The organism is Psychrobacter sp. T6-5 (genome assembly GCF_052258485.2).
Taxonomy (GTDB): Bacteria; Pseudomonadota; Gammaproteobacteria; order Pseudomonadales; family Moraxellaceae; genus Psychrobacter.
On record NZ_JBQQEY020000001.1, the window covers coordinates 2,173,387 to 2,195,891 of the forward strand.

Sequence of the window (22,505 nt, forward strand, 5' to 3'; positions counted from 1 at the left end):
CCCTGACAATGTTAAAGATTAAATGTAAAAATGAAGCAAAGGATAAGACATATGGCTTATTGGTTAATGAAATCAAACCCAAAGTTTTTTGGTATTCACGATTTACAACGATTGGATACAGATAGCTGGGATGGTGTCCGCAACTACCGCGCTCGCAACTTCATGCGTGACGATATGAAAGTCGGTGATAAAGTGTTCTTTTATCATTCTAGTGCAAGGCCCTCTGGTGTGGCTGGTATTATGACGGTCAGTCAAGCAGGCTACCCTGACCCCACTCAATTCCACCCCGAGCATCGTCACTATGATCCTATTGCAACCGAAGAAGAGCCACGCTGGTATATGGTGGATCTCACTTTTGAGCAAGCGTTTACAGAGGTGTTACAGTTATCAGAGCTGAAATTTTTGCCTACGCTTGAAGACTCATTACTGCTGAGAAAAGGCTGCGAGCAATTAACGGTCATTCCATTAGAGCCCAAACACTGGCACGCGATTATGGACATGGCCGAGACACTCGAACTACTGCCAGAACACACCGATTAGCTCGATCCTCTATCTACTGAATCTACTGATTATAAATATCAAGGTAAAATAAGCTTAAGATGAATGCTCACATAGTGTCTCTAAATCGTTGACATCATAGTCTGGCTTCTTTACCATCTTATGTGTATATGACCTGTCAATCTACTGCTTGGATTGACGGGTTATTTTTATTTCAGTGCCTTCACTTTTATTTTCTTACTCCGTCTGTATAAGCTTGCTCATATTATTTATCGGAGTATCATCGTCGGCACGACTCTTCTCATACTGTGTCAATATTAAATTGACGACGGTATTTGCTTGTTCACCGTTACTACTTTCATAACAATTATCGCAAAGAATAAAAAGTTGCTTACCATGGTTTTCCCATTATCTTTCAGAGACTTCAAAAGCTACAGTTTACGCTTAGGGGTACTCGCCCTACCTATCTTGATTACTCAGTTTTGCCAAGCAGCGCTTGGGGTAGTCGATGCCATTATGGCAGGCCAAGTATCCGCGCTTGATTTGGCGGCCGTAGCAGTTGGATCTGGCATTTGGCTACCGCTGTTTTTGTTAGCAACAGGTGTGTTGATTGCCACTACCCCTCTCATTGGTGAGGCTGTCGGTCAAGACCAGCATCATCAGGTTCCTCATATTACTCAGCAGTCCTTGTGGACAGCAGGCGCTCTTGGCCTTATTGGTTTTATTGTTGTCAATTTGGCACCCAATGTCCTTGGCATCATGGGTGTGCCTGAGAATATTCAGCCTATAGCAACACAATATTTGCATGGTGTGTCTTTTGGTTTCCCTGCATTAGCTGTCTATGCTGTGTTACGCAGTTATTGCGAAGCGCTTGGTCGACCTGAGCCGGTGACGGTTATTAGTATTGTCGGTCTACTCGCCGATATTCCTCTGAACTATATTTTTATCCATGGTTTATTTGGCATGCCCGAGATGGGCGGCGCAGGCTGCGGTGTGGCGACAGCATTGGTATTATGGATCAACGTCCTGTTGCTGGCTATTTATACCAGCTTTACTAAGCGACAAGAGTTTGCTAGTACTCGCTTTTTTTATGGTTTTACTAGCCCAAATCGCACACAGATCAAAAAACTTCTAAAATTGGGTATTCCTATTGGTGTCTCTATCTTTTTTGAGGCAAGTTTATTCAGTTTGGGCGCTCTTGTTATCAGTCCGCTAGGAGAGCTTGCAACAGCGTCGCATCAAGTGGCGTTATCAGTAACGTCACAGCTATTTATGATACCGATATCCGTCGCGATGGCACTCACCATTATGGTCTCAAATCGTTATGGTCAAAAAAACCTCTTAGCACTTCGCCAAGTACAAGCCACTGGACTTGTCTGGACAGTATTGATTGCGCTCACTTGTATGCTTGGCATATGGCTATTTAGACCAGAGCTGGCAGCAGCATTTACTGATGATCCAGCGGTTAGAGCGGAGTCTATGCATTTGCTCATCTTTGCCCTTGCTTATCAGTTATTTGATGGCTGGCAGGTCAATGTCGCTGGTATATTACGGGGTATGCAAGACACCACTATACCGATGTGGGTAACGCTTTTTTGCTATTGGTTAGTGGCGCTACCACTGGGTATCTATTTAGTGCGTTTCACTGATGTTGGTGCTCAAGGCTTTTGGATGGCATTAATCACTGGCCTATTCTTATCTTCTATCCTATTGACCCTTCGGCTGCGCTATCAACAAAGACGTTTAACAGCGCTTTGGGGTTGAAACTGATTGATTAAAACGTCACATCTCATAACCATTGCTAGCGATACTTAGTCACATAGACTATGATGAATCGTAGATGATTTCTTACTGAAAACATGGCTTACGTCAAAATATGTAAAAAATCTCAGTTAACAACTGTACATTGATTGCTCATTGCTCTGAATCTAGGTATCATTAGCAACTAATTAGACAATATTTAGTTACACTATTTCTCGAATTTAGTACAAGGTCAGATAAAAACTATGGATATTGAAAAAATACGCACCCTCATCGCCCTTATGGAAGAAAGTGAACTGGTTAACTTGGAAATCAGTTCAGACGACGAGCATATCAGCTTAACTCGTCACTATGATGTGCCTGCGCCAGCCATGATGGCAGCGCCAACTGCTAGCGCAGCGCCTATTGCTGCTGAAGGAAAACCTGCGGAAAAAGCGGGTAGCGTCGAAAACTCGCCAATGGTTGGTGTTTTCTATTCAGCGCCAACGCCTAACGATCCTCCATTTGTAAAAGTTGGTCAAAAAGTTCAAGCGGGTGATACTCTAGGTATTATCGAAGCTATGAAAATCATGAACCCTCTTGAAGCGACTCAAAGTGGTATTGTTGACGAAATCTTGGTAGATAATTCTGAAGTCGTACAGTTCGGCCAACCTGTCATACGTTATAAAGCGTAACGATATTTGCCATACTTTATTTCATTATGGCTGGTTTTTGATATACGTATCGCATCAAAGTCAAATAATAGGATGCTATATATCAAAACTCAGTCAATAACTGATGCTTCGACAAGGATGAACCCATGATAAAAAAATTGCTCATTGCCAATAGAGGTGAGATTGCCCTGCGTATCGTTCGAGCTTGCAAAGCGCTAGGTATCGAAACGGTAGGCGTCTACTCTACTGCTGATGCCAACTTGATGCACCTGCGCTTTGTTGATGAGGCAATTTGTATTGGTAAGCCTAATGCCAATCAAAGTTATCTTGATATTAATACTATCTTAACTGCCGCTGAAATCACTGGCGCGGATGCTATCCATCCGGGTTATGGTTTTTTGTCTGAAAATGCTGAGTTCGCTGAGCGTGTAGAAGAAGCAGGATTGACTTTCGTTGGCCCTAATGCAGATCATATTCGCTTGATGGGCAATAAAGTCTCTGCCATCAATGCCATGAAAAAAGCGGGCGTACCAACTGTACCCGGTTCTGTGGGTGCCGTTACGCTACATAATGCTGAAGAACAAGCCCGCAATATTGGTTTTCCGCTATTGATTAAAGCGGCTTCTGGCGGCGGTGGGCGCGGTATGCGCGTCGTTGAGCGCTTTGATGAGCTGGTCGGTCAAGTACAGGCTGCTAAGCAAGAAGCTGAGCTCTGGTTCGGTGATGACACCGTATATATGGAACGCTACCTACAAAACCCGCGTCACGTAGAAGTACAGGTATTAGGTGATGGTAATGGTAATGCTATCCATCTATATGACCGTGATTGCTCATTGCAGCGTCGTCATCAAAAGGTACTAGAAGAAGCGCCTGCTCCAGATATCCCAGATGATGTCCGCGAACCTATCTTAAAAGCCTGTGTGAAAGCCTGTGAGCTTGTGAAATACCGCGGCGCTGGTACGTTTGAGTTTTTGTTTGAGAATAATGAATTTTTCTTTATTGAAATGAATACTCGCGTGCAAGTTGAACATCCAGTAACCGAGATGATCACTGGTATCGATGTCGTTGTTGAACAGCTAAAAATTGCAGCCGGCTATGGTTTATCTTATCGTCAAAGTGAGATTGAAATCCAAGGTCACGCGATTGAATGTCGTATCAATGCTGAAGATCCAGCAACTTTTGTTCCTTGTCCTGGTACTGTCAATCAACTATTTGCGCCAAGTGGCGCAGGTGTACGATTCGACTCCCATCTATACCCTGGCTATGAGATACCGACTTACTATGATTCACTCATCGGTAAGCTTATCTGCCATGGTCAGACTCGCCAGCAAGCCGTTGCTAAGACCATACATGCCTTAGATGAGTTGATCATTGAAGGTATCAAAACCAATATACCGCTACATCGTGATGTGATTTTGGCAGATGAGAATTTTGCCAAAGAAGCACAAAATATTCACTATCTTGAGCGAGAAATGTTGACTGCGAATAAAGCTAAGAAAGAAGCGTAGAACAAAACGATTATAAATCGTAAAAATTTTATCAACTCTTGTTTGAATAGCAGTACCAAAAGCTAATTATAAAAAAGCCCCTATCGATATAGCGGCTTTTTTGTGATTAGTAGATGTTAAATAATTCGCGCAATATAATAAAAACCACTTATTATGGCAATACTCTATTAAAAGTCATGAAGCACTCTGTACCGTCAGGATCAGCACACCACTGCATCTGATTGCCGTCGTGGTACAAAAATGCGATCAACGCTTCATCAGTTTGATCAATCTGATTGCCTGAGCAATCTACTTCATTGTTATCATAGACCGTTTTGATAGCGATAACTGGCAGCCCTTCTTCACGATGTGTGACTAGATAGCGACCGTATGTCCACTCTTTGCCACTGACCGCCCACATTTCATTGTCCGCACCAAAATTATATAGCTCACGGCACTGATTCGACTTGTTAACTGACGCCATTAAGTCTTTACTGGTAGTCGGCTTAATGTTTAGTATGCGCGCTTCACTTTGAGTGATTATGCCACCATCCATATCAGCTACCACCTTAGGCTCTGCACTGTTTTTTTGCAGACTATTCGATGATTCCGCTTGCTGAGCTTTCGCGTCTTTGGTCATGGTGATAGAACTGTTTAAATCTATCTCCCACTGTCCTGCAATGGCTGGACTGATATGCGTAGTGATTGTCGGCTCAGTAACCGTCTCACCATTCACCGGCAATGAAGCCAGAATAGATGCTAATGTAAATGAAGCAAATGATATAGGTTCCATGATTAACCTTTTATTTATAATATTTTATATACATTAGCGTAAGTCGTAGACACCAAAAACACAAGTAACATTATGCTATTGGGTAAAATACTCTAATCCAAACGACAACCAAAACCTTAGTCAGTAATGACGTTGAAATAAGATAATGCCTGATAATCTAGCCACTTTCTACTCATAAAAAAATAACACCGTAGCTTTGCTTGTTGAGTACAAGGAGCTACGATGTTACATATTTATAAAATTAAGACCAGTAAAGTATCACGATATAGTTATTTAATACTAAGCCGCTTCTACACTCAATGCTTGAGCAAAGGCTGATAACGCCCCTTTTAGCATGGCTGATACTGTACTGCTACATGTACCGATGCCAGAGTACACTTCGCCATCTACATTCAGCTGAATATAAGCAGCGGCATTTGCATTGGTTTTATTATCACTATTGGTATCATCATCGATACCGTTACCACTGTTGTGATGTGGGTTAATGGCATGCTCTGCATAGTTAATAATATGCAATGATTTACCTGTGTGCTGTGCAAGTCCATCTATAAACGATGATAATGGACCATTGCCCGTACCATCGATGTCAATGGTATCGTTATTCATCTGTACTTGGCCGCTGAAATACACCTCACCGCCTTTGTTATTGACACTATAATCTAGTAACTCAAACTTGCCTTGCTGCAAATAGGTATTTTCAAAGGTTTGTAAAATTTCATCATTTTGCAATTCACGGGCAACCGCTTCGGCCTGCTTTTGTACCACACGGCTAAAGTCAATCTGCATCCAACGTGGTAGGTTAAAGCCATAATTACGTTGCAAGATATACGCAACACCACCTTTGCCCGACTGGCTATTGATACGTACCACATCTTGATAGCTACGACCAATGTGCGCCGGATCGATCGGCAAATAAGCCACATCCCAAACGTTGTCAGTCTCAGTTTGGTTGTTTTCGTTGTAATCGAGTGATTTTTTGATGGCATCTTGATGTGAGCCACTAAAGGCAGTAAAGACAAGCTCTCCCACATAAGGATGGCGCGGGTGTAGCGGTAAGTTATTGCACTCGCTCACGACCTGTACGATTTCACTCATGTTGCTAAAATCAAGCTCAGGATCGATACCTTGGCTAAACAAGTTCATGGCCATGACCATAATGTCCATGTTACCTGTACGCTCGCCATTACCAAGCAATGTGCCCTCGATACGATCTGCACCTGCCAACACACCCAATTCGGCCGCGGCTACAGCACAGCCACGGTCATTATGAGTATGAAGACTAATAATGACATGTTCACGCTGGGGAAGATTACGGCAGAAGTACTCTACTTGATCCGCAAAGACATTAGGCATAGATGCTTCAACAGTCGCTGGCAAGTTAAAAATCACCTCTTGGCCTTGTTGTGGTTGCCACACATCACAAACCGCATCACAAACCTCTACTGCATATTCAGTCTCTGTTTGACTAAAGCTCTCTGGCGAATACTGAAACACCCACTCAGTCTCGGGGTATTTGGCCGCATACTCTTTCAATAGTTTGGCGCCTGTAATGGCAATCTCTTTAATCTCGGCCTTATCTTTGCCATAGACTTTTTCGCGCTGTACACGGCTGGTTGAGTTATAGACATGGACGACGGCACGTTTTGCACCTTTTAATGATTCAAAAGTACGAGCAATTAAATGCTCACGCGCTTGTACCAATACTTGTAGCGTCACATCATCAGGCACGTGGTTTTCTTCGATAAGTTTGCGGGTAAAGTCAAATTCAACCTGCGCCGCTGATGGAAAACCAATCTCAATCTCTTTAAAGCCAACCTCTACTAGTGTTTCAAAGAAACGCATTTTTTGTTCAATCGTCATCGGATCAATCAGTGCTTGGTTACCATCACGCAGATCCACACTTGCCCATATTGGCGACTTCTCAATTGTTTTGCTTGGCCACGTACGATCTGGCAGCAATGGCGCAAAGGCAAATGGACGGTATTTACGGAAGTCGAAAGCGGCATTTTTCGGTGTGATCTTTGCAGTCCCAGTGGCTGCAGTATGCGTGGCTTGGTCAGACATAATCAATCCTTAGATGATATGGTTATTTGTATATTTAGCTAGGCGATTAGCTGTTGGTTAAATTTGTATTTATCATACGAGGTAACGAGTAGTTACACTATAATAATAGCAAAGTTTAGCAAATAGAAACCTGCTATTTTTTATTTTATTTTCTATATTTTTAGTGGAAAAACCTATTTTATTTATTATAATCGAACAAATTCACTATCAAGGTGGCAAAATGCCAGAAAATTACATAGGAAGTGCAGATACAGCAAATATAGATGACATCGATAAGCAATTATTGCGCTTGTTGCAGACGCAGGCACGTATGAGTATCACAGAGCTGGCTGAGCGCGTTAACCTTTCTGCTACCCCTTGCGCACGTCGTATTAAACGCTTGGAAGATGCAAACATTATCACGGGTTACTACACCAAAACCGATGCGCAAAAACTTGGCTATCCGCTTGCCGTGTTTATCGCTATCAGTATGGACCGTCATACGGCTGAGCGTTTCGAACACTTTGAACGCAAAGTTCAGAGCTTTGAGGAAGTCGTGAGCTGTAGTATTGTCACAGGACGTACAGAGGACTATCTGATTAAAGTCAGAGTGCGTGATATGGCGCATTATGAGGAGTTTTTATTGCATCGTCTCAATCGTATTGAGGGTGTTGCTCAAGTGCATACCAGTTTTGAGCTGCGAGAGGTATTTAGCCGTAGCGTCGTATAAAAGCATTGAGGGCGCTAAAAACGCTAAGCGAGCATTGGTGATTGTCTACGGAATAATATGATTAGGATCAACCCAATTATCAATCCAATAGCAGCGACCAGTAACCCTGCATTGAAATTGCCATCCTCTCCTGCCAATGCTACCGTCACCAAAGGTCCCAAGAACTGCCCTAGCGCATAGGCGAGCGTTGCCAATGCAATCAGCAAATTAGAATAAGCAGGATTGATGTTTTTAAACAACGTGAGTGTCATTGCTACCATACCGACGAAGGTCAACCCTAGAATAGCTGCATTGCCATATAATCCAAACGCACCATCAAACCATATAGGCAAGCACATGCCAAACGCTTGTAATACCGTGAGACCCATTAAGGTTTTTATCTCACCGATACGTTTAGCAAGCGCACCCCATAGTGGGTTTGACAACATCGCAAAAATACCGACGACCAACCAAATCATCAACCCAGCATAAGTCTGAGTCGTTAAGCGCTGCGCTGCCATAACAGGCAGGAAAGTTGCTGAGCTGATATAGCCAAATCCTGCCAATATGTAACTCATAAAAAGTAAAGCAAGCGCTTTATGGTGTCCAGAGATGGCTTCATATAAAGAGCGTTTGAAGTTCAAATAACTCTGATGCACTGAGACGTGCTGTTTCGAATCGTTCTGCTGTGACTCCAAACTATTTACCTGTTTGGGTTTTATAGCGTAGAGGAGCCATATCAGCGGTAAACTAGTGCAGCCTGCGACCAGCCAAATCACATCAAAGTGATAGCCTAATTTTAATAGCCACCATGTCACGATAGCAGAAGCACTAATGCCGACGCCAATGCCTGCATAATGTACGGCCGATAGTACGGAACGGCGCTCGGGACTCAGGTTTTGGATCACAAACGATGAGCTTAATATCATCGCTACCCCGCTTGCAATTCCCGCAATTAGACGAATGATATACCATAAAGTTAACGACATATTTGGTACAACGAGTAGCATCGTTGTGACAACACTTATAATCGCCCAAAGCGTCATCGCTTGCCATGTCGCACGCTGAGGCACAAACATAGCAATGAGGGCACCGATAAAGTAACCGATATAATTGATTGATGCTAGCCAACCAGCAATCGTCGTTGATAGCGACAATTGCACCATAATATCAGGTAAGGTGGCGGTAAAGAGGAAGCGTCCATAGCCCATGACAACTGCCATGCAGTACATACCGATACAGGCAATGGCAGCTTCATTGGTGATGGTAGGAGCGATACGGCTTTTAATAGCAGTCATCATGACAGCGCCATTTTTGTGGCAATTCGCACACAATCCTTTGTGTTAGATAATTAAAAGCAATAGTAAAATAAGTAGGAGTCAAACAGTTATTAGAGCTATTCAAACGGCATAAGATAAAAACAAACGCTACGATACATCTAACGCTATTGTCTCTGTCGTATCTTGCCCTAGCATTTGTACACGCTGATCGCTAAACATATCCATATCAGGCGCTAGCATACGCATAAACCGATCAAAATACAACATCTGTTTGGTCAGCAAGGCAAAATCACGTGGGAAATGAATACCATGACGTTTGCCAACTTCGACAATCTCAAGCATCATTTTATTGAGCTCGTCGGCTTGCTCTTTACTGTTAAAAGGCACGCCGCTAGTAAAGGTCTTATCTTCTGCCATGATCGTTATCATCATGCGCTCTAGATCATTACCTAAGGCAACCACATCAACTTTATTACCGCCATGCGTCATTTCCATATCAATCATATGGCGTGCCATCGCCTGGTAATCACTATCTTGCATCGCTTGCATCATACCCATGCACGCGCGCCAGCTCTCAGCTTTGAGTTTACCGACAATACCAAAGTCTAAGAAACCAATACGGCCGTCGGTCAATAGCATTAAATTACCAGCATGTAAGTCAGCGTGAAAACTATTGCACAGCATAAGACTGGCAAACCATGTGTTTAGCGTATCTGCCATGACTTGTGCAGGGTCGCTACAGTACTGACGCATGAGAGATTCATCAACCATAGAAACCCCATATAGACGGCTCATCGTCAATACACGCTTAGTGGTCAACTCTTCATACACGGTTGGTGCCACGACCCGAGTATTGCCTGATACGGCTAAAAACTGCTGAAAATCGCGGATGTTTTGTGCTTCAGCGATAAAATCAGTCTCGGCAAGCATACGCAGGCGAATCTCATCGATAATCGGTGCGATACTCGCAAATTTCATTGATGGCATCACTATTTCAATCAGCTTAGTCACGCCATGCAATACGCCTAAGTCGGTCTGCATAATCGTCTCGACGCCAGGCTTCTGTACCTTTAGCACCACTTCATCACCATTATGCAGACGGGCAGCATGAACCTGAGCGATAGAGGCAGAGGCTAGCGGCTCTGAGTCAATATGCGCAAACTTATCATCAAGACTCATGCCATCAGTCGCTAGTTCTTCTTTTAGCACTTGCTCGATATAAGCATAAGATAATGGCGTAGTTTGATCCAAACAACTTTGAAAAGCGGTGACATAATCACGTGGAAACAACGACGGCGTACTGGCGATAAACTGACCAATTTTGATATAAGTCGTGCCTAACTGCTCAAAGGTTTCTTTGAGTAGCATTGCATCAGGTTTTTCCCCTTTTGCGACCCTAAGCGCAGACAGACCTGCCACACTCGCGGTTTGGCGAACACGGTTGACGACATTAAAGGTATGCTTTAATAAATGCGGACGATGAATTTTCATAAAAAACAACTATGGTAATAGAAAGGATTTGAAAATAGATAATTCTGAAAATAGACAATACAATCTAAAGATACATCAAAAGCACATTATTCAATTGGGACTGCTACAGATAGGACACTCTGGATCTTTTCTATAACCCATCAGCCGTTGCTGCATCTGACTACCATCCCATATGAGCAGCTTGTTTGTCAGTGGATTTTTGGTTAATCCCAGATAATGCAAGGCGGTATTGGCTTGCAGGTTACCCATGACAGCAGTGGTACTCGCAAGCACGCCCGAATTGGCACAAGTCCGCTCATCAGCGGCTTCATCAAGCTCGACTGAGCCAAACACACAATGATAGCAACCTGTGTCCAGATGTGGCTCAAACAGTGCCAGCTGCCCTTGCATCGCAATTGCCGAGGCAGAGAGTAATGGAATTTCATAGCGTACGCTAATGCGATTGATGACGTCACGAGTCGCAAAGTTATCCGTACAATCTAGTAATAAGTTTGGCTTACCCGAAGCCATATCGAGCAACTCATAAGCGTTGTCTTCATTTAACCTTGCCACTGTTCCGCGAGCTTTTATTAAAGGATTGATGCGCGCCAGCATAGTCGCTGCTGTCAGCGCTTTAGGCTGACCAATGTCTTCAGGTAAAAATAGTGTTTGGCGCTGCAGGTTACTTGCCTCAATCGCATCATCGTCAATCAAATGAACAGATCCTACCCCTGCACGTACTAGTGTCTCAGACGCCGGACAACCAAGTCCACCTGCCCCTATCATCACCACGCGTGCTGACTTTAGTCGCAGCTGAGCATCCATATCCCAACCGTCTAATAGTATTTGCCGTGCATAACGGAGCAGCTCGTCATCCGATAGCTGTACTAACTCTTCTGCCATATTTGTTCATAACCTATCATTAAAGAAGCTGACACATAAAACCTATCTATGGGCGTTGCCATATGGCGTGTTCCTATTTTAAAAACGGTGATAAACGTTTGAATTAGGGACACACCCTAGCGTTACACGCTCATTACCACCATAATCTTGTACCGTATGTACTGATTCAAATCCGCTGTCTAAAAATAGCTGCCGAACCGCAGCACCTTGGTCAAAGCCATGCTCGATAGCCAGTAGCCCACCTGCGCACAGATAGGTTGTTGCTTGCACAACGATATGCTCGATATCAGCCAAACCATGATTGGGTGCACTGAGCGCACTAATCGGTTCAGCGGTTAGTCCCGCCAAATGCTCGTCTGCCTCATCAATATAGGGCGGGTTTGAGACAATCACATCAAACCGTTGCTCATCACCAGTAGGTAGCGCTTGATACCAGCTACTTTGGATAAATTCAACATGGGCAACATCATTACTCACAGCGTTATGCTGAGCAACCTTGAGCGCATCAAGCGATAGATCAACCGCCACCACTTGCCAATCAGCGTGCTTTAACTCATGAGCCAGACTAATCGCTATACAACCTGACCCCGTACCTAAGTCCAGCAAGCGCTTATGATTTCTCAATACTGGCTGAGTATTTATCCAATTTAATACTTGTTCGACCAATACCTCAGTATCAGGCCTAGGGATCAAGGTGTACTCATTGACGTTAAAATTCAGCGACCAAAACTCCTGCTGTCCGATTAAATAAGCCAGCGGTATTCCTTGCTGCATCTTTACTACACCAGCATTGAACTGTGCAAGCTCACTATCGGTTAGCTGATAGTCATCATCCGTCATCAAAAACAGTTTCGGCTTATCAATGACATGCAACAACCAGTCCGTTAGCCAAAACGATGGTATCTGACTACTCGTATCACCATTCGTCAGTTGCCCAATTTGCTGCTTGATTTGACGAATGGTCAATACTGTCATAAGTGACTCTTAAAGATATTGTGGATATATAAATGCGAAAGTACTGCCGACGCTACTCTGACGCGCGAGGTGGCTCATTGGTATCGGTCAGGTTTGGATTTGCCTTTGTTAGTTTGTCATTATCACCGTATATATCGTCATTATCACCAATGACAATGTGTTTATCGACCAAGTAAATCAATATCAAAATTGGCACGCCAATCGCAAAGGTAAAAATAAAGAAAAACGGATAGCCCATATTGTCTACAACAGCACCAGAGTAACCACCCATCACTTTCGGTATCAGCGTCATTAGCGATGAAAAGATAGCATACTGTACCGCCGTAAAACGAATCGAGGTCAAGGCAGATAAGAACGCGATGAATACAGCACTGGCAAGACCTGCTGCCAGATTATCAAAAATCACTGCCACGTACATATGCGGTAAGCTACCAGGATGATAAGTAAGCAGGACAAATAATAAATTCGTCACACAAGCTAATATGGCACCGATCATCATCGCCTGCATCATGCGCATCTTTTGAGCCAAAATACCGCCCAAAAAACCACCTGCAATGACCATGATGACACCGACTAACTTCACTGCATTAGCAATATCTGTTTTACTAAAACCCATGTCTTGGTAAAAGACATTAGAAATCACCCCTGCCACGATGTCAGAAATGCGGTATAAACCAATCAAGGCCAGTAGCAATAATGCTTTTTTGCCATAACGGCGAAAAAAGTCAACCACGGGTTCAACCCAAGTGGTATAGGCCATTTCTTGTTTGACCACGCCTACTTTGACAGACAGGTAACCCACAACCGATGCCACCAATAAGCTTGCTAAGAGGTGAACCACTTCAAGTAAAAAAGCAAACATCACACTGTCTGTCTCTGGCAGTAACGCACCAACATTGACAAAAGCAATGATAAAAGCGACGACCGACAATACAAATACCAGTACTAAGCGAGAATAGTCCGAGGCGGGACGATCAATACGTATCTGCTCGCTCACAGGCTCCCGAATTATCAGCGTGGTCACCACACCTACGCCCATCACTGCTGCCATGATCCAATAAGTATTGCGCCATGCTTCATAACTATAAAACTCTTCGGTCGAACCGAAATAATCTGCCAAATAGAGCGCACCTGCGCCTGCAAAAATCATCCCTAAACGGTAGCCTGCCGTATACATCGCTGACAATACCGATTGAAAACTTGCAGGGGCAAGCTCAATACGATAAGCATCGACCACAATATCTTGCGTGGCGGATGAAAAGCCCAATAGCACGGCTGCCATTGCCATATAGTGCAAGCTGCTCTCATCGGTCGGATTGATGCTGGCCATCATATAAATCGCCAAAATAATCAAGAGCTGTGCAATCAAAATCCAGCTACGACGGCGGCCCAGTAATCTAGTTAATATCGGTAGCGGCACCGCATCTACTAGGGGCGCCCAAATGAACTTGAACGAATAACCCAATGCTGCCCAACTAAAGGTTGTCACCACACTGCGATCAAATCCAGCCTCACGCAGCCATAACGACAAGCTGGAGAAAATAAGCAAAATAGGGATACCAGCTGCAAAACCCAAAAACAGCATGATCATAGCACGCCGATCAAGATAGGCTTTCGCCGCCTCGCCCCATGATTTTTTGGCGATGGGAGGTTTGGGTGGTACAGATTTGACAGCAGACATAATAACTCACCAACAATTGAGACAAATAACACAACTGCGCACAATTTTTATCAATCTTTAGAATCAGTTATCCATAAAAAGATCGATAAAAATTGCTCTACGTTGCACCAATATGATCATTACAACAAAATTCAGTTATGGTACTTGAGAACCTCTACCTTGACTAGATGTTTTTGCATTAACTCATTGATTCTGGCACTTTCACAACAGCTTATATTTCGCGATAGTAACGCAGATTATAGCAATCTTTCACTATGGTTAAACCAGTCCTTAGTTTTATTACTACTTGCTCTCATCAAAGATGTCTGACAACGCTTTCATTTATCGGTAATATGTAGATAGAGGTAGGATCAATACAAACTTGATCGGCTTATTACTGTCCTACCTAGTAACAAGAGCAATGGCGTTAATGGTAAGCTAGATGAGGTACTACACCAAGACTTAATGATTAATAATTTAAAACTTATAATTCTTATATATTAGTTTTATAAATACACAGTGCTTCGTTATGCTCTCTATATCAACAATGATTATCTCGATTGACTACTCGTTCTTTTTATTATCATAGCCTAGGAGTTTTACCATGTCCGACTCAACCAAAGCCCCAACTGATAAAAACACAGCGCAAGATACTGCCGGTTGTCCTGTGAACCACGGCGATAACAGTGCACCGACTAACACAACTTACGATCAAGGTGATGATAAGGGACCGACGATTCATAGTGAAAACGTTGATCAGACACACGCACCGCAGCGCTCTAGTATGGGTGGTTGTCCTGTCATGCATCAAGCGCATACTACCACAGCCTCTGCTGCGACCGACTGGTGGCCAAATAGCTTAAACCTAGACATATTGCATCAGCAAGACAAAAAGACTGATCCAATGGGAGCAGACTTTGATTATGCTGAAGCTTTTAAACAACTTGACCTAGAAGCCGTCAAAACGGATTTGAAAAACTTGATGACCGAGTCACAAGAATGGTGGCCAGCAGATTGGGGCCATTATGGTGGCTTGATGATTCGTATGGCATGGCACTCGGCGGGTACATATCGCGGTGCCGATGGTCGCGGCGGTTCTAATACTGGCAATCAACGCTTTGCCCCGCTAAATAGCTGGCCGGACAACGTCAACCTAGACAAGGCGCGTCGCCTACTGTGGCCCATCAAGAAAAAATACGGCAATAAATTGTCTTGGGCTGATTTGATGATCTTGGCAGGCAACATGGCTTATGAATCTATGGGCTTTAAAACGCTAGGCTTTGCTGGTGGTCGCGCTGATATCTGGCATCCAGAAAAAGACATCTATTGGGGTTCTGAGCGTGAATGGCTCGCGGCTACTAAAAATCGCTATGATGATGACAGCGAGCGTGAATCGCTTGAAAACCCACTAGCAGCCGTACAAATGGGCTTAATCTACGTCAACCCTGAGGGCGTCGATGGCAACCCTGACCCATTAAAAACCGCTCAAGATATGCGTACGACGTTTGCGCGTATGTCGATGAACGATGAAGAAACGGTTGCCTTGACCGCGGGTGGTCATACCGTTGGTAAGTGTCACGGTAATGGCGATGCGACCACACTAGAAGACGAGCCAGAAGCGGCGGATGTCAAAGAGCAAGGCCTAGGCTGGCGCAATCCTAAAGGTAATGGCAATGCAGGTGATACCGTCTCAAGTGGTATTGAAGGCGCGTGGACAACCAATCCAACCCAATGGGATCATGGCTATTTTGAGCTACTCTTAAATCACAACTGGGCATTAACCAAAAGTCCAGCAGGTGCATGGCAGTGGGAACCCACGGATATTAAAGAAGAAGATCGTCCATTAGACGCTCATGATCCAAGTGTCCGCCGCAACCCAATCATGACCGATGCTGATATGGCGTTGATTAAAGATCCTGTTTATCGCGAGATTTCAGAGAAATTCCATAACGACCCAGCGTATTTTGATGAGGTGTTTGCCAAAGCATGGTTCAAACTGACTCACCGTGATCTAGGGCCTAAATCTCGTTACTTAGGAGCAGACGTACCGAGCGAAGACTTTATCTGGCAAGATCCTATTCCAGCAGGCAATACAGACTTGAATGCTGATGATATTGCGACGCTAAAATCGCAAATACTGGACAGTGATTTGAGCCGCCGTGAATTAATCATTACCGCATGGGACAGCGCGCGTACCTTCCGCGCATCAGACTATCGTGGCGGCGCAAATGGCGCACGTATCCGCTTAGCCCCACAAAAAGACTGGGCAGGCAATGAGCCAGAGCAGCTGCAACGTGTGCTTGAGACATTAACCAGCATTCAGTCTGATTTTGATAAAGACGTAAGTTTGGCCGATCTGATTGTGCTCGCTGGTAATGCCGCTATTGAGCAAGCAGCAAAAGATGCAGGCGTAAAGGTTACCGTACCGTTTACCGCAGGTCGCGGTGATGCCGAAGCGGCAATGACCGATGCAGAATCTTTTGCAGACTTAGAGCCACTACACGACGGTTATCGCAACTGGGTCAAAGAATACTACGCAGTTTCTCCTGAAGAGATGCTACTTGATCGCACTCAGTTGATGGGTTTGACCGCGCCTGAGATGGTCGTATTGATTGGCGGTATGCGTGTCCTTGATACCAACCATGGACAGAGCCAAGAAGGCGTTTTCACTGAACGTGCTGGCGTATTGACAAATGACTTCTTTGTCAACTTAACAGATATGAACTACACGTGGCATCCTGTGAATGCAGCAGATAATACTGCTAATAACTACGAAGTACGTGAGCGTGGTACAGGCAACGTCAAATGGCAAGCCAGCCGTGTAGATTTGGTATTTGGCTCAAACTCTATCTTGCGTGCTTATGCTGAGCTGTATGCGCAGGATGATAACTTAGAGAAATTCGTTCGTGATTTCGTTCGCGCTTGGAGTAAAGTCATGAATGCTGATCGTTATGATGTTGCTGAATAAGCGTTATTGATTAGATTAATGAACAGCTATCTTTTAGAAGGTAGCTGTTTTTTTATACCTAAAATTTAGATATTCAACAGTCTTAAATATTCTGAGTTACACACCCTACCTAAATAAATCAAATGACTATAAGAAATACCATAAAAGCAAGAGGACTATAAAAGACTTCCTATATTCATAATTATCATAAATTGATAGCTATTTATTATATACAAGAATAATAGCTTTGTTTTACACTACGCTCTTATGGCAAATTTGTACGTTTTTACTTTCATATATAAATCTTTCAAATATAGATAAGGTTTGTATTGTTACACAATAGGATTCAGTGATGGCAATCGATGTAGTAGTCAATCAGCGACATTTGCAAATTCAGCTCAAGCAGCTGGAAACAGTCTGGCATACGGTGATTAATGGCTATAACTTAAGTCAAGCAGCGACTGTGCTACACACCAGCCAATCAAGTTTGTCAAAGCATATCGCGGCACTTGAAAACCAACTGAAGACCGAAGTATTTATTCGTCAAGGAAAGCGTCTAACAGGGCTGACCACCATGGGTACGGCGCTTATGCCACATATCGAGTCCATCTTTGCTGAAATCCGTACGATTGAAAATTTAAGCCTAGATTTTAATAATCCTAATATCGGTACACTAACGATTGCGACGACTCACACGCAGGCACGATATGTCTTGCCGAAAGTGGTTAAAGAATTTAAAGATCGCTTTCCTAAAGTCAATTTGATCTTGCAACAGGCCGATCCTGAGACCATCGCACAGATGGTGATTCGTGGTCAGGCTGATATCGGTATCGCAACCGAGTCCTTATTGCACAACAACTATCTCAGGTGCTACCGCTATTACGACTGGACGCATCGGGTCATCGTACCGAGCGATCATGAACTTGCCACGCAAGACTCTATTGATCTGCCTACCCTTGCCAGCTATCCCATTGTGACCTATCACGGCGGCTTTACTGGACGCGGTGCCATTGATAAAACTTTTGAAGAAGCAGGTTTAGAGCCAGATATCGTACTAGCGGCGCTGGATGCTGATGTGATTAGCACCTATGTCGGACTTGGCTTAGGCATTGGTATTATTGCCGAAATGGCATTTGAGCCGAGCCACTATCAGAACCTAACTGCCATCCCAGTCGATCACTTCGGGCGCTTCACCAGTTGGATGGCGGTACGCGATGATGCCGAAATCCGTCAATACGGTCGTGCCTTTATGGAGCTGTGTCAGAAACAATTCGACAACTAAAACAAAGGGTCTAAACCGCTGGTCTTACCTTACCCCACCTTTACCGAGCTTATGTATAAGTGATAAAATACAGTCTAGAACGTTATTCAACGTTTTATTTCGTTTTTATTTCTGCATGTATTGCTGGACGCCTAGACATTTAATTGTACTGGGTGTCGATCACTGCATGTCCATTTGCTTCTATGTAACAGGTGATACCGCTCATGGAAAAACTCGTAGCGATCATTATGGCAGTTTTTGCCGCCCCCTTGCTTATTGGCGGCGCTTATCTGCTCTCTTTAGGCGGTAGTCCTTACTATCTTTTTGCTGGCGTTATGATGTTAACGACAGCATTTTTATTGTTCAAAAAACACTGGAGCGCTTACGGGGTGTACGCGATATTTATCGTTGTGACACTAGTATGGTCGCTTTGGGAATCTGGATTTTATTGGTGGGCGCTGGCAACTCGCTTGGGCTTCCCGCTAATATTTGGTTTATTAATGCTTTTACCGTGGGTCTCTAAGAAGATGCACGGGCAACACGCTCAAGTAGCAACCACAAACAACGCTAAGAAAAGTCCTCTTTATTATTGGGGACTAATGGCCAGTGTGGTTGTGGGTGCACTACTCTCTTTCGGTAGTATGGCCAATAATGCCACCGACAAATTGGGCGAGCTCGATTTAACTGCCAAAGATGACGGCGATCAAACCGGCACTTCTGCAAACCTTGGCGACCCATTATCAAATGGCGAGCAAACACCAGATGGTGAATGGAGCGCGTATGGTCGTACTGACTATGGACAGCGCTACTCTCCTCTGACTCAGATCAATACTGATAATGTCAAAGACTTGGAAGTTGCTTGGCAAATCCAAACCGGGGATGTCAAAGGTCCTGATGATACTGGCGAGACCACTTATGAGGTAACGCCTCTAAAAATTGGTAACGCCCTGTATCTTTGTACGCCGCACAATTGGGTCATGGCGCTAGACGCTGACTCTGGTGAGACTCTATGGAAATTTGATCCTAAAATATCAGGAGACCTGCAACGTCAACATCAAACTTGCCGCGGCGTATCCTACTATGCTGGTCAAGCTAGTACAGATACTACCACTCCAGCAGTTAATGATCAGGTAAGCAGTGATAATGAAGTAGCTGTTGCCAATACAGTAGCTGCGACCAGCACTGTGATGGCACAGAAGGTGGATGGTAATACCTTTGAAAAAGCATCTAAACAATGTGATGCTAAGATATTCATTCCAACTTCTGATGCCAAACTATACGCACTTGATCCAAATACTGGGCAACGTTGCCAGAATTTTGGTAAAGATGGTTCATTAGATTTGATGCACAATATGCCATATAAACAAGATGGCTATTACTATTCGACCTCTCCACCGATTGTCGTCGGCGACACGATTGTTGTGGCCGGTGCAGTTAATGATAACTACGATGTGAACTCACCTTCTGGTGTTATCCGTGCTTATAGTGTCAATACTGGTGAGCTATTGTGGAACTGGGATTCAGGCGATCCTGACAACACAGCTCCTTTCGATGTCAATGATCCCACTCAAACGTACAAAACCAGTTCACCAAACTCATGGTCAACAGCCAGTGCGGATGAAGCGCTTGGTTTGGTCTACTTCCCGATGGGCAACCGTGTACCGGATCAATTGGGTAGCTATCGAAACGCAGCTGAAGAAAAATATGCAACCTCTGTTGTCGCTTTAGACATTCAAACAGGTAAAGCACGTTGGGTTCAACAATTTGTACACCACGACCTATGGGACATGGATACACCTGCTCAACCAAGTCTGATTGATTTGAATACTGATAGCGGCGTTCAGCCTGCACTTGTTGTTCCTACCAAACAAGGCGACGTGTACGTATTGAATCGCGAAACAGGCGAACCAATCGTACCAATTAAAGAACGTGATGCGCCGCAAGGTTACTTGGTGGCGGGTGAACATGCCGCTCCGACGCAACCTTACTCTGGCTTGAGCTTTGAGCCACCGATGTTGAAAGAAAAAGACATGTGGGGCGCTAGCCTTATCGATCAAATGATGTGCCGTATTGAGTTTAATCAACTTAACTATGATGGTCGTTATACACCGCCGTCAACGAATGGCAGCATCGTTTATCCTGGTAACTTCGGTACCTTTAACTGGGGTAGCCTCGCTGTTGACCCTGAAAATGGTGTGATGTTTGGTATGCCGACCTATTTGGCATTTACCTCAAAGCTTATTCCTAAAGAGTCACTAGGTGATGCTGAGACCAATAAAGGTGAACAAGGCGTTAATGCCAATGAAGGGGCCGATTATGCAGTAGAGCTTGGGCCCTTCTTATCTCCTTTAGGTGTACCTTGTCAGCAGCCACCATGGGGTACGGTCGCTGCAGCTGACCTAGCCACAGGTGAGATTGCGTATCAACGCAAAAATGGCACGGTTCAAGACTTGTCTCCTCTACCGTTGAAGTTTGAGCTGGGTGTGCCTGGTATCGGTGGCCCTATCATCACCAAAGGTGGCGTGGCCTTCTTGTCTGCTGCAACCGAAAACAACTTCCGAGCTTATGATCTAAAGAATGGCGATGTGCTATGGAATGTTCGTATTCCAGCAGGTGGTCAGGCTACACCTATGACTTACTTGAACTCTAAAGGTGAGCAAATGGTGGTACTGGTAGCTGGTGGACATGGTTCAGTAGGTACGAAGATTGGTGATTATGTTGTGGCTTATAAGCTTGGCGACCAAGCTAAATAATCGGTCTAAGTGATCGACTGCAATAACCACTCAGTTAAATAACGTCATTTTGAGAAAGCAGGTAACTTCGGTTACCTGCTTTTTTATGTGCTGACGCTTTTTATTATGCAGTTATTTTTATGATGATAGGCTTGTTTGTCAACGGATGCTGCTGCTAACCACGCCCCTTAACCATCGATAATCTGTCTTTGTTATGATTTATTACTACTCGGTAACACCGCTTGAAATCGATAGTGGTGACCAGCATATCAAGAGAAAATAATTAATAACTCTACTGGATAATTTATGAGCAACAAAATCCCTTTATCTTTTTTAGATCTAGCCCCTGTACCTGAAGGTAACACCATCGCTGAAGGCATCGCCCAAACGGTTGAAACCGCACAGCAAGCTGAAAAGTCTGGTCTAAACCGCTATTGGATGGCTGAGCATCACAATATGCCGGGTATCGCTAGTGCAGCAACCTCAGTATTGCTATCACATATCGGTAGCCAAACCGAGAGCATCCGTATTGGGGCTGGTGGTGTAATGCTACCGAACCATGCACCTCTTGTGATTGCTGAGCAATTCGGTACATTACAAGCATTATATGGTGACCGCGTTGACTTGGGTTTAGGACGCGCACCTGGCACTGATGGGGCGACGTTTCAGGCACTGCGCCGCCAAATGAAAGACGCCGAGCGTTTTCCACAAGATGTACAAGAACTGATGTACTTCTTGGGCAATGATACAGATGGCAGCCCTGTACAAGCGTTTCCTGGTGCCAGATCAGGCATCCCTATTTGGATATTAGGCTCGTCCCTTTTTGGCGCGACCTTAGCCGCGCATTTAGGACTGCCCTATGTATTTGCCTCACATTTTGCACCGCAAATGCTAGGACAAGCAATTAAAGCTTATCGTGAGCAGTTCAAACCGTCTGCCTATTTAGATAAGCCTTATGTCATGCTGGCTGCAAACTTGTTATTGGCTGACGACGATGAAACTGCTCAATATCACTTTACCTCAGCACAGCAGAGTTTTGTACGCTTGCGCCGTGGTGAGACAGGTCAGATGCCAAAGCCTACGCACGATATGGACAGTATCTGGAGCCAAGCAGAAAAAATGATGGTAGATAATGCACTGTCAGTTTCATTTATTGGATCTGTCGAAACAGTCAAACCAAAATTGGCTGCGTTTTTGGCAACCCATCAACCAGATGAATTGATTGTGACTGCTAATGTACATAATCAAGCAGCGCGTATTCGTTCACTTGAACTTACACCGGAGCTAAACTTATTTACTTTACAATCAAATGAGACACTTGCATAATTATTGC

Annotated in this window: 16 protein-coding genes; 9 read left to right on the plus strand and 7 right to left on the minus strand. The window is 44.2% G+C overall.

Annotation, left to right across the window (positions count from 1 at the left end):
• Window positions 1–51 precede the first annotated feature (51 nt).
• From ACTXGK_RS23965 to accC, 4 genes are all read left to right on the plus strand, one after another.
• The gene (locus ACTXGK_RS23965; protein ID WP_443515347.1) at window positions 52–540 is read left to right on the plus strand and encodes an EVE domain-containing protein; all 489 of its coding nucleotides are present in this window, start codon (window positions 52–54) and stop codon (window positions 538–540) included.
• A gap of 354 nt (window positions 541–894) precedes the next feature.
• Entirely contained in the window at window positions 895–2,262 is a 1,368-nt protein-coding gene (locus ACTXGK_RS23970; protein ID WP_443515345.1) for an MATE family efflux transporter, read from the plus strand.
• Between the two features lie 242 nt (window positions 2,263–2,504).
• Window positions 2,505–2,933: an acetyl-CoA carboxylase biotin carboxyl carrier protein gene (gene accB, locus ACTXGK_RS23975; RefSeq protein WP_443515343.1), complete on the plus strand. Its 429-nt coding sequence runs from the start codon at window positions 2,505–2,507 to the stop codon at window positions 2,931–2,933.
• A gap of 125 nt (window positions 2,934–3,058) precedes the next feature.
• Entirely contained in the window at window positions 3,059–4,420 is a 1,362-nt protein-coding gene (accC, locus tag ACTXGK_RS23980; protein ID WP_075106156.1) for an acetyl-CoA carboxylase biotin carboxylase subunit, read from the plus strand.
• A 151-nt stretch (window positions 4,421–4,571) separates the two neighbouring features.
• On the opposite strand, the gene ACTXGK_RS23985 is transcribed toward accC, so the two are convergent.
• Window positions 4,572–5,192: a hypothetical protein gene (locus ACTXGK_RS23985; protein WP_443515341.1), complete on the minus strand. Its 621-nt coding sequence runs from the start codon at window positions 5,190–5,192 to the stop codon at window positions 4,572–4,574.
• 279 nt (window positions 5,193–5,471) lie between these two features.
• Window positions 5,472–7,256 (minus strand): 2-isopropylmalate synthase, encoded by a 1,785-nt coding sequence (leuA, locus tag ACTXGK_RS23990; RefSeq protein ID WP_443515339.1) that lies wholly within the window; start codon window positions 7,254–7,256, stop codon window positions 5,472–5,474.
• Window positions 7,257–7,476: 220 nt separating this feature from the next.
• Here leuA and ACTXGK_RS23995 point away from each other — a divergent pair, with 220 nt between their 5' ends.
• Entirely contained in the window at window positions 7,477–7,965 is a 489-nt protein-coding gene (locus tag ACTXGK_RS23995) for an Lrp/AsnC family transcriptional regulator (protein ID WP_443515338.1), read from the plus strand.
• A gap of 23 nt (window positions 7,966–7,988) precedes the next feature.
• Here ACTXGK_RS23995 and ACTXGK_RS24000 read toward each other — a convergent pair whose 3' ends face one another.
• The 5 genes from ACTXGK_RS24000 to ACTXGK_RS24020 all read right to left on the minus strand — a co-directional run bounded on the left by ACTXGK_RS24000 (window position 7,989) and on the right by ACTXGK_RS24020 (window position 14,253).
• Window positions 7,989–9,245 carry a YbfB/YjiJ family MFS transporter gene (locus ACTXGK_RS24000; RefSeq protein WP_443515336.1) on the minus strand — a complete coding sequence of 419 codons (1,257 nt, stop codon included), beginning with the start codon at window positions 9,243–9,245 and terminating at the stop codon, window positions 7,989–7,991.
• Between the two features lie 126 nt (window positions 9,246–9,371).
• The gene (locus ACTXGK_RS24005) at window positions 9,372–10,715 is read right to left on the minus strand and encodes an ABC1 kinase family protein (protein ID WP_443515334.1); all 1,344 of its coding nucleotides are present in this window, start codon (window positions 10,713–10,715) and stop codon (window positions 9,372–9,374) included.
• A gap of 90 nt (window positions 10,716–10,805) precedes the next feature.
• A complete protein-coding gene (locus tag ACTXGK_RS24010) occupies window positions 10,806–11,597 on the minus strand; it encodes a HesA/MoeB/ThiF family protein (RefSeq protein ID WP_443515332.1) in 792 nt (263 codons plus the stop codon).
• A gap of 78 nt (window positions 11,598–11,675) precedes the next feature.
• Window positions 11,676–12,572 (minus strand): peptide chain release factor N(5)-glutamine methyltransferase, encoded by an 897-nt coding sequence (gene prmC, locus ACTXGK_RS24015; protein WP_443515330.1) that lies wholly within the window; start codon window positions 12,570–12,572, stop codon window positions 11,676–11,678.
• A gap of 52 nt (window positions 12,573–12,624) precedes the next feature.
• The gene (locus ACTXGK_RS24020) at window positions 12,625–14,253 is read right to left on the minus strand and encodes an AmpG family muropeptide MFS transporter (protein ID WP_443515328.1); all 1,629 of its coding nucleotides are present in this window, start codon (window positions 14,251–14,253) and stop codon (window positions 12,625–12,627) included.
• A 763-nt stretch (window positions 14,254–15,016) separates the two neighbouring features.
• Here ACTXGK_RS24020 and katG point away from each other — a divergent pair.
• The 4 genes from katG to ACTXGK_RS24040 all read left to right on the plus strand — a co-directional run bounded on the left by katG (window position 15,017) and on the right by ACTXGK_RS24040 (window position 22,498).
• Window positions 15,017–17,200, plus strand: coding sequence for a catalase/peroxidase HPI (katG, locus tag ACTXGK_RS24025; RefSeq protein WP_443515446.1), 2,184 nt, complete (start codon window positions 15,017–15,019; stop codon window positions 17,198–17,200).
• A 331-nt stretch (window positions 17,201–17,531) separates the two neighbouring features.
• The gene (locus ACTXGK_RS24030) at window positions 17,532–18,461 is read left to right on the plus strand and encodes a LysR substrate-binding domain-containing protein (RefSeq protein ID WP_371531370.1); all 930 of its coding nucleotides are present in this window, start codon (window positions 17,532–17,534) and stop codon (window positions 18,459–18,461) included.
• A 203-nt stretch (window positions 18,462–18,664) separates the two neighbouring features.
• Window positions 18,665–21,193, plus strand: coding sequence for a membrane-bound PQQ-dependent dehydrogenase, glucose/quinate/shikimate family (locus ACTXGK_RS24035; protein WP_443515326.1), 2,529 nt, complete (start codon window positions 18,665–18,667; stop codon window positions 21,191–21,193).
• Between the two features lie 285 nt (window positions 21,194–21,478).
• The gene (locus tag ACTXGK_RS24040; RefSeq protein ID WP_443515324.1) at window positions 21,479–22,498 is read left to right on the plus strand and encodes an LLM class flavin-dependent oxidoreductase; all 1,020 of its coding nucleotides are present in this window, start codon (window positions 21,479–21,481) and stop codon (window positions 22,496–22,498) included.
• The last annotated feature ends 7 nt before the right edge of the window (window positions 22,499–22,505 follow it).

What these genes read in the sequence shown, in the direction of transcription:
- ACTXGK_RS23965 (WP_443515347.1), top strand. Translation starts at nt 52, where the DNA reads ATGGCTTATTGGTTAATGAAATCAAACCCAAAGTTTTTTGGTATTCAC.
- ACTXGK_RS23970 (WP_443515345.1), top strand. Translation starts at nt 895, where the DNA reads ATGGTTTTCCCATTATCTTTCAGAGACTTCAAAAGCTACAGTTTACGC.
- accB (WP_443515343.1), top strand. Translation starts at nt 2,505, where the DNA reads ATGGATATTGAAAAAATACGCACCCTCATCGCCCTTATGGAAGAAAGT.
- accC (WP_075106156.1), top strand. Translation starts at nt 3,059, where the DNA reads ATGATAAAAAAATTGCTCATTGCCAATAGAGGTGAGATTGCCCTGCGT.
- ACTXGK_RS23985 (WP_443515341.1), bottom strand. Translation starts at nt 5,192, where the DNA reads ATGGAACCTATATCATTTGCTTCATTTACATTAGCATCTATTCTGGCT.
- leuA (WP_443515339.1), bottom strand. Translation starts at nt 7,256, where the DNA reads ATGTCTGACCAAGCCACGCATACTGCAGCCACTGGGACTGCAAAGATC.
- ACTXGK_RS23995 (WP_443515338.1), top strand. Translation starts at nt 7,477, where the DNA reads ATGCCAGAAAATTACATAGGAAGTGCAGATACAGCAAATATAGATGAC.
- ACTXGK_RS24000 (WP_443515336.1), bottom strand. Translation starts at nt 9,245, where the DNA reads ATGATGACTGCTATTAAAAGCCGTATCGCTCCTACCATCACCAATGAA.
- ACTXGK_RS24005 (WP_443515334.1), bottom strand. Translation starts at nt 10,715, where the DNA reads ATGAAAATTCATCGTCCGCATTTATTAAAGCATACCTTTAATGTCGTC.
- ACTXGK_RS24010 (WP_443515332.1), bottom strand. Translation starts at nt 11,597, where the DNA reads ATGGCAGAAGAGTTAGTACAGCTATCGGATGACGAGCTGCTCCGTTAT.
- prmC (WP_443515330.1), bottom strand. Translation starts at nt 12,572, where the DNA reads ATGACAGTATTGACCATTCGTCAAATCAAGCAGCAAATTGGGCAACTG.
- ACTXGK_RS24020 (WP_443515328.1), bottom strand. Translation starts at nt 14,253, where the DNA reads ATGTCTGCTGTCAAATCTGTACCACCCAAACCTCCCATCGCCAAAAAA.
- katG (WP_443515446.1), top strand. Translation starts at nt 15,017, where the DNA reads ATGGGTGGTTGTCCTGTCATGCATCAAGCGCATACTACCACAGCCTCT.
- ACTXGK_RS24030 (WP_371531370.1), top strand. Translation starts at nt 17,532, where the DNA reads ATGGCAATCGATGTAGTAGTCAATCAGCGACATTTGCAAATTCAGCTC.
- ACTXGK_RS24035 (WP_443515326.1), top strand. Translation starts at nt 18,665, where the DNA reads ATGGAAAAACTCGTAGCGATCATTATGGCAGTTTTTGCCGCCCCCTTG.
- ACTXGK_RS24040 (WP_443515324.1), top strand. Translation starts at nt 21,479, where the DNA reads ATGAGCAACAAAATCCCTTTATCTTTTTTAGATCTAGCCCCTGTACCT.